Source organism: Kaarinaea lacus (assembly GCF_975902315.1).
The window spans coordinates 1-6,572 of record NZ_CDLKIE010000434.1 but is presented as its reverse complement, the minus strand read 5'-3'; the positions used below and the strand labels follow the sequence as shown (position 1 = coordinate 6,572).

The following is a 6,572-nucleotide window of genomic DNA, read 5'->3' as shown; positions in this document are numbered from 1 at the left end:
GTTACATTCCGCTACCAGCAAAAGTCGCCGATAAATATCTCAAGAAGTTATAAATGCCTGTTAATTGAAAATTAATCCAGTAATTGAAAGTTAAAGAAAGCCCCTGATAAAGGGGCTTTCTTTTTTTCAGTCAATTAATTTAGTATTCAACATATATTAACAGGAGTTAAAGCCTGATTGATCAGGTTCAGCGCATCACATCCAGAGACGATTTACCTGACCCGCCCTGAACTTTCTCAATGAATCAGCATTTTGATATCTGTTTTTAGGCATACTACAGCGCATTAAATTGTTACAATTTTATGGCAAGCAGATTTACCATGCGTCTATTAAACAACCAATAATTCTATAACTTGTTGTTTTTTAGAGTTATAAGCTTAATTGATTTAGCGCAAGGAATTCTCATACTGTAACAAAACTGTCATATTTGCTCCTTATCATTGCGCCATGCCTAATGCGTCCACCAATAATTCCTCGGTAATTGACAAACTCCAGCCGGAACTGGCGCGTCGCAGAAAGTGGCGTACGCTAAAAGATATTACGGCAAGATACAGCATAGGTTTTGGCGGTATCAGTGTCATTATCGCGATCGTATTGATCTTTTTCTATTTGCTGTATGTAGTTTTACCACTATTCGCCAGCGCCTCAACAACAGCTGTATCAAATTTTCCACTGCCTGGTGGCAGCGATAACTCTACGAAACTGATTGCACTTGAAGAACAAAATGAAATCGGTGTGCGGTTCACCAGTGGCGGCCACGCGTTATTTTTTAACGCAAGTAGTGGAGACATCATCAAGGACGTCGAATTGCCCATACCTGATGATGTTTCGATAAGCAGTGTTGCACGGGGTAATCCGGTAACACGTTATGTCGCTTATGGACTTTCTGATGGCCGTATTGTTATCGCCAGGCACAACTATCAACTGACTTATCCCAATGATCAACGCGTCATTACTCCCAGTATTGAATTTCCCTTTGGTGAAGCTCCCATCGTAGTCGATGAAGATAAAAGAGCGATTAATAAATTCGTTTTTCGTGTAGGGGAAGAAGAAATTTCGGTCGTTGCATTGCTGGAAGAGAATACAGTGCTACTCGCTCATTTCGCAATGGAAGAATCCATGCTCGAAGATGAAGTGTCATTGGAACGTACGATATCGACCGTTACTGATGACATGGAAGTAGTGGATTATATGTTGCTCGATAAAGAGCAGCGGAATTTATATCTGGCCGATCAAAGCGGGACTTTAAGGCACTACGATGTAAGCGATAAGGAAGACCCAGCGTTGCTGGGAACCAGCAGTGTCACTGAACAAGGTGCGAAAATAAGTTCGGTGAGTTTTCTTGCAGGAGAACTATCGTTACTGGTTGGCGATTCCAAAGGACGTATCGCACAGTGGTTTACTGCGAAAGATAATCTTGGCAATAGACAACTGGTGCAAGTGCGCCAGTTTCAGCTGGATAAATTTCCTATTACAACCATCGCGCATGAAGAGCGCCGTAAAGGATTTGTGGCGGCAGACAACGTCGGAAATGTTGGTGTATTCCATACCACAGCGGAACGACAATTGCTGGTGGAAAGGGTGCCTGAGTCAGTCAAGTTTCTTGGATTGTCTCCGCGCGCCAATGCTGTATTACTTGAAGACAATAGCGGAACCGTTCATTTCTGGAAACTGGAAAATGAACATCCGGAGATTTCCTGGTCTTCATTGTGGGGCGAGGTGTGGTACGAAAGCTATAACGAACCTGAATATATCTGGCAATCTTCATCAGCAAGTAACGATTTTGAACCCAAGTTAAGTTTGACGCCTCTGGTTTTTGGAACATTCAAGGGCGCATTTTACGCGATGTTGTTTGCGATTCCACTGGCAATCATGGGGGCGATTTACACGGCTTACTTCATGGCGCCTCGCATGCGACGCATGGTAAAACCCAGTATCGAAACTATGGAAGCTTTGCCAACGGTAATCCTGGGTTTTCTGGCTGGGCTATGGTTCGCTCCGTTTGTTGAGGACCACTTGCCGGGAATTTTTAGTTTGTTATTAGTGCTACCGATTGGTGTGTTGCTTGCAGCGTTTGGCTGGAACAGTTTGCCAGGTCATATTAAACATCGTATTCCCGACGGCTGGACAGCTGCGCTACTGATCCCGGTTATTATTGTTATCGGCTGGTTGTCTATCGCAATTAGTCAGCCCATCGAGTTGTGGTTGTTCAACGGTGACATGCGAGGCTGGTTAACTAATGAGATGGGTATTAGTTTCGACCAACGCAATGCACTGGTGGTGGGTTTTGCTATGGGCTTTGCAGTTATCCCTACAATCTTTTCCATTGCTGAAGATGCCATTTTCAGTGTACCGAAGCATTTAAGTTTTGGCTCCCTGGCCCTGGGCGCAACACCATGGCAGACCCTGGTCAGAGTAGTCTTGCTAACCGCCAGTCCGGGGATTTTTTCTGCAGTAATGATTGGTCTGGGACGGGCCGTCGGTGAAACTATGATCGTGTTGATGGCAACAGGCAATACGCCCGTGATGGACCTCAGTGTTTTTCAGGGCATGCGTACATTAGCTGCGAACATTGCGGTGGAAATGCCAGAGTCTGAGGTCGATAGTACGCACTATCGTGTGTTGTTCCTTGCAGCCCTGGTGTTGTTCTTATTGACCTTTTTGTTCAACACCCTGGCTGAAATAGTACGTCAGCGCTTAAGAGAGAAATACAGCTCGTTATGATGAAAGCATGGTTTAAATCAGGCAGTCCCTGGATATGGCTTACTGCATCGGCGGTTAGTGCGAGTCTGATATTGGTATTTGGTCTGATTTTACTAATCGCCGGTCGAGGACTTTCCCATTTTTGGCCGAAAGAGCTGGTTGAACTGCAATATGTCGAGCGATCAGGAGAGACAGTTACTGTTGCAGGAGAGTTTCACGAGACTGAAGTTGTTAGTGCCGAACGCTTGAAAGATGCGGGTTATGATGTGTCAGATGGTGAGGCTTTCTATGAGCGATCACTGCTAAAAGTTGGCAACCGGGATGTCGGTGGTCAGGACTTCAAGTGGGTGTTGCGAAAAGATATCAAGCAGCAGGACTCTCCCGAAAAAATGCTGGCTGCAGAACGCCGTGAATGGGGAAATTTCTTCGGTTATCTGCTTGCGGTAAAGCAGGAAGGGCAAGTCATCGCTGAAGGCGAACAGGCAGAGTCTGCACTGGAAGAGCGACTTGTCCGCGTCCTGGAACTTCATGACCAGATACGTGATATTGAGAAGCATGACATCGGTGCCATCAATCATGGCATGGAAAGGCTCAGGCTGGCGCAACGCGCGTTAGAGCTGAATAAAGAGGATAGTCCGGAAAACCTGCAGGACATTGATCAGGAACGAGCAGAGTACCAACAGCAGTATGATGGCCTGCAACAACAGTTGATTGAATTATATAAACAGATTAATCGCGACTCGGTTGTTGTTAAAACTGCCACTGATCAACAGGTCGAGATACCTTTGGCTAAAATTGTCCGCGTGTATTATCCCAACGCTATGTCATGGTTTGCCAAAGCAGGTTTCTATATCGAAAAGATTTGGGAGTTTGTCAGTGACGATCCACGGGAAGCGAATACAGAAGGGGGGGTGTTTCCGGCGATTTTCGGTACGGTCATGATGGTAATGATTATGTCGGTCATGGTGACTCCGTTCGGTGTGGTGGCGGCTGTTTATTTGCGAGAGTATGCCAGGCAGGGTGTGTTAACCCGTACTATACGTATAGCGGTTAATAATCTCGCCGGTGTGCCATCTATTGTATATGGTGTGTTTGGTTTAGGATTTTTTGTTTATTTTCTCGGTGGCAATATCGACCAGCTGTTTTTTCCGGAAGCCGCGCCATCTCCCACTTTTGGTACGCCTGGCATTTTGTGGTCCTCATTGACGTTAGCGATTCTCACGGTTCCCGTTGTTATTGTTGCGACAGAGGAAGGCTTATCGCGTATTCCAAAAGCAATTCGCGAAGGCAGTTTGGCGCTAGGTGCAACCAAGGCGGAAACCCTCTGGCGTACTGTCCTGCCTATGGCAAGTCCCGCTATTATGACAGGATTGATTCTGGCCATTGCGCGAGCGGCAGGAGAGGTAGCACCTTTGATGCTGGTAGGGGTAGTAAAGCTGGCACCCTCGCTGCCCTTAGATACTAATGCGCCATTCCTGCACCTGGACCGGAAATTTATGCATTTGGGTTTTCATATTTATGACGTTGGTTTTCAAAGTCCAAATGTCGAAGCAGCACGCCCATTAGTGTACGCAACTGCACTATTGCTGGTTGTTGTTATCGTTGTGCTGAATCTGACAGCAATTGCCATACGAAATCATTTGCGTGAAAAATATCGCGCGCTGGAGCATTAAAAGAGGCTATTTATGAATACCGAATCACAACAAACTACTCCAACGCATGCTATCGATATCGAGGCGCTGGGAAGAACCAGTAGCGGAGTCGATCTTGAATCCGTGGAAACGTGTCTTGAAGTTAAAGACCTTAGCCTTTATTACGGCGAAAAGCAGGCGCTCTATGACATCAATTTAAAAATTCCCAAGCAAAAGGTAACAGCTTTTATTGGCCCCAGCGGCTGCGGAAAATCCACGTTGTTGCGTTGCATGAATCGCATGAATGATCTGGTGGATGGTACGGAGATTAAGGGTGAACTATTGCTGGATGGTGACGATATTTACCACAAATCAGTCGATGTAGCTGAGTTGCGGCGCCGTGTTGGCATGGTGTTTCAAAAACCCAACCCGTTTCCCAAGTCTATTTTTGAAAATGTCGCTTACGGATTGCGATTACAGGGTATTAACGACAGGCGCACCCTGGACGATGTAGTAGAGCGGTCGCTAAAACGCGCTGCGCTATGGGACGAGGTGCGGGATCGATTGCACGATAACGCATTAGGCCTTTCCGGTGGTCAGCAACAACGTTTGGTGATCGCGCGAGCGGTTGCCATTGAACCTGAAGTGTTATTGCTGGATGAGCCAGCGTCAGCGCTTGATCCCATATCAACGCTCAAAATAGAAGAACTAATTTATGAATTAAAAGATAAATATACTATCGTTATCGTTACCCATAACATGCAACAGGCGGCAAGGGTGTCAGATTGCACTGCATTTTTGTATATGGGGAAACTGATCGAGTTTGGAGATACTAATCAATTGTTTACTAATCCTCGTGAAAAACAGACTGAGGATTATATTACCGGGCGTTATGGTTAAATTAATGTTCACCAGATATTATGTTTTAAATATGTAAGTTCAGCCAGGTTTTTGATTATTAGGTCAATTGGTTCTAAAATTAAATTATAGGCATGTCTATGGAGCGACAGATGGATAACAGTACTTTGGGACATCATATATCCCAGCAATTTAACGTAGAATTGGAAGATATTCGCTCCAAAGTATTGGCAATGGGTGGCCTGGTAGAACAGCAAATACAGGATGCCATTAAGGCTTTGGTGACTGCGGATATCGAACTGGCGGAAGGCGTTGTAAAAAATGATGTTAAGATTAACGCCCTGGAAGTCAATATTGATGAGGAGTGCGCACGGATTCTGGCGCGACGCCAACCCGCGGCCAGCGATTTACGGTTAATTGTTGCTGTCATTAAAACCATTACTGATTTAGAGCGTATTGGTGATGAAGCAGAAAAAGTGGCGCGTATGGCAGTGGAGTTGGCTGATCTTGACCGGCCACGAAGCCAGTACCATGAAACTCAGACGCTGGGGGAAAGTGTGCAGCGCATGGTGCATGATGCCCTGGATGCCTTTGCCAGAATGGATGTCGAGGCGGCGTTAAAAGTGGCTCAGTACGACGAAGAGGTTGATCACAAGTACGAAGGTATTTTGCGCCAGCTGATAACGCATATGATGGAAGACCCGCGTTCAATCAAGCGCGTGATGGATGTGATCTGGTCGGTGCGAGCATTAGAGCGCATTGGGGATCATGCTAAAAATATTTGTGAATACATTATTTACCTGGTGAAAGGTAAAGACGTGCGCCATCTTGGCCTTGATGCCATTGAGAAAGAATTGTCGCCTTAGCGCTTACCTTTTTTATTTTCCTTTTCAATCATTCTGCGCGTAAAGACTCTACCGGATCCAGTTTAGCCGCATGCATGGCGGGGATTACACCTGCGACCAGCCCAATGACTACTGATGTGACGACAGAAAGTGCGGCGAAGAAAAACGAAAATTCAGTCGGCAGGGCAGGTAAGGCCAGGTGAAGTAAGAACGCTAGTCCAACGCCGAATAAAATGCCTGCCATTCCGCCAATAGTCGATAGAATAGTGGCTTCGCCTAAAAACAACATCAGTATTTGATTTCGCCTGGCGCCCACGGCGCGCAACAAACCAATTTCTGATTTTCTTTCACTTACGGCAATTGTTGTAATCGTTAAAATTCCTACTCCACCAACCAACAGTGATATTCCCCCTAGCGCGCCTACGGCGAACGTAAGTATATTGAGGATCGAACCTAATACATCCAGCATTTGTTCCTGCGTAGTAATGGTTACATCATTTTTACCATGTCGAGCAGAAATGATATCTTCAATTTG

At 45.8% G+C, this 6,572-nt stretch carries 5 protein-coding genes; 4 read left to right on the top strand and 1 reads right to left on the bottom strand.

The window, feature by feature from the left end; all coding sequences use genetic code 11:
• Positions 1-447: 447 nt before the first annotated feature.
• From ACWVCM_RS13625 to phoU, 4 genes are all read left to right on the top strand, one after another.
• Entirely contained in the window at positions 448-2,724 is a 2,277-nt protein-coding gene (locus ACWVCM_RS13625; RefSeq protein ID WP_455202309.1) for an ABC transporter permease subunit, read from the top strand.
• The gene (gene pstA / locus ACWVCM_RS13620; protein WP_455202308.1) at positions 2,721-4,376 is read left to right on the top strand and encodes a phosphate ABC transporter permease PstA; all 1,656 of its coding nucleotides are present in this window, start codon (positions 2,721-2,723) and stop codon (positions 4,374-4,376) included. Before ACWVCM_RS13625 ends, pstA begins: the two co-directional genes overlap by 4 nt.
• Before the next feature lie 12 nt (positions 4,377-4,388).
• Positions 4,389-5,234, top strand: a complete 846-nt coding sequence (gene pstB / locus ACWVCM_RS13615; RefSeq protein ID WP_455202307.1) for a phosphate ABC transporter ATP-binding protein PstB — start codon at positions 4,389-4,391, stop codon at positions 5,232-5,234.
• A 110-nt stretch (positions 5,235-5,344) separates the two neighbouring features.
• Positions 5,345-6,058 carry a phosphate signaling complex protein PhoU gene (gene phoU, locus ACWVCM_RS13610; RefSeq protein ID WP_455202306.1) on the top strand — a complete coding sequence of 238 codons (714 nt, stop codon included), beginning with the start codon at positions 5,345-5,347 and terminating at the stop codon, positions 6,056-6,058.
• 28 nt (positions 6,059-6,086) lie between these two features.
• Here the strand turns inward: phoU and ACWVCM_RS13605 are convergent.
• On the bottom strand, positions 6,087-6,572 hold a 486-nt coding region (locus ACWVCM_RS13605; RefSeq protein ID WP_455202305.1), incomplete at its 5' end, for an ABC transporter permease.

Bases quoted from the DNA above. Each gene is read 5' to 3' on its own strand.
- pstA (WP_455202308.1), top strand. From the start codon at position 2,721: ATGATGAAAGCATGGTTTAAATCAGGCAGTCCCTGGATATGGCTTACT.
- ACWVCM_RS13625 (WP_455202309.1), top strand. From the start codon at position 448: ATGCCTAATGCGTCCACCAATAATTCCTCGGTAATTGACAAACTCCAG.
- phoU (WP_455202306.1), top strand. From the start codon at position 5,345: ATGGATAACAGTACTTTGGGACATCATATATCCCAGCAATTTAACGTA.
- pstB (WP_455202307.1), top strand. From the start codon at position 4,389: ATGAATACCGAATCACAACAAACTACTCCAACGCATGCTATCGATATC.